The sequence below is a fragment of the Halopseudomonas pelagia CL-AP6 genome, assembly GCF_000410875.1.
Classification (GTDB): domain Bacteria; phylum Pseudomonadota; class Gammaproteobacteria; order Pseudomonadales; family Pseudomonadaceae; genus Halopseudomonas; species Halopseudomonas pelagia.
Map to the genome: position 1 here is coordinate 1 of NZ_AROI01000072.1, position 897 is coordinate 897.

Below are 897 nucleotides of genomic sequence, written 5' to 3' on the forward strand. Positions count from 1 at the left end.
TGACCTCACTGAGTTCACCCCACCACCGGAAGAAGTCCTGCCGCGCTGGAAAGCCTTGAGCAAAACCATTCAGGTGACCCTTGATAAATAGCTCTGTTTTCAGTCAGCTCCAAGAAGGCCACCGTATCTCCCTTGGGCGGGCGTGGTTTGGTTCACAAACATGATTAAACCTGTTCTCGCCAGTGCCCTCTGTCTTGCCACTAGCGTGGTATTCGCAGAGACGCCTCGCCAGGAATGCTTGGGTAGATTGACCTTTGATGTTCCTGAGGAGGTGGAATGGGCTACCTATGATGCTGAACGCACTTTCCGCATCTCTACGGGCGGTGGACATAACTTCACTTCCGCAGTGGCCGCCAAAGGCGACTCAGGGTGGTATGACTTTAACGGAGTAGTCATTCGCGTCAGCGATATCGTCGAACGCTCTGAGTTTGAAGGTGCCATTCGTTATCAGAAAGGGTCCGTCAAGCTTTACCGGGAAAGCCTCATCAAAAAAGCCGAAACTTATGTGAGCATGATTGACTCTCTAAACCAGCAAGTGGCTGAAGGTGTTGATATCCCACAGGACTACATAGACGGTGTTGAGCAAGACTTGTTGAAAATCCGGGAAGACATTTCCCTCATTATTCCAACTGAGCACGATCTTGGTATCCCAGATGCCTCCTTCTTGGGAGGGCCAGACTACCCCGCCTATGGCTACCTCTATCGCAATCAGCGGGTGTACTTTTTCGCCATGCGCCAAGCAGGTGCTCAGGGCATCGAGGCCTTCAAGGAATTGATCGGCCGTTTTCGGCCACGTGACCTGTATGAGGTGCCCAAGGGGCCGGGCGTCTGTATACCGTACGGCTTTATCGCCGATGATGGGAAAACGGACTATTCGATCAAGAACAGCTTGCGCTT

At 52.3% G+C, this 897-nt stretch carries 1 pseudogene; it reads left to right on the forward strand.

The window, feature by feature from the left end:
* Window positions 1–247: 247 nt before the first annotated feature.
* Window positions 248–897, forward strand: a pseudogene (locus K787_RS24485) (hypothetical protein); the annotation flags it as partial.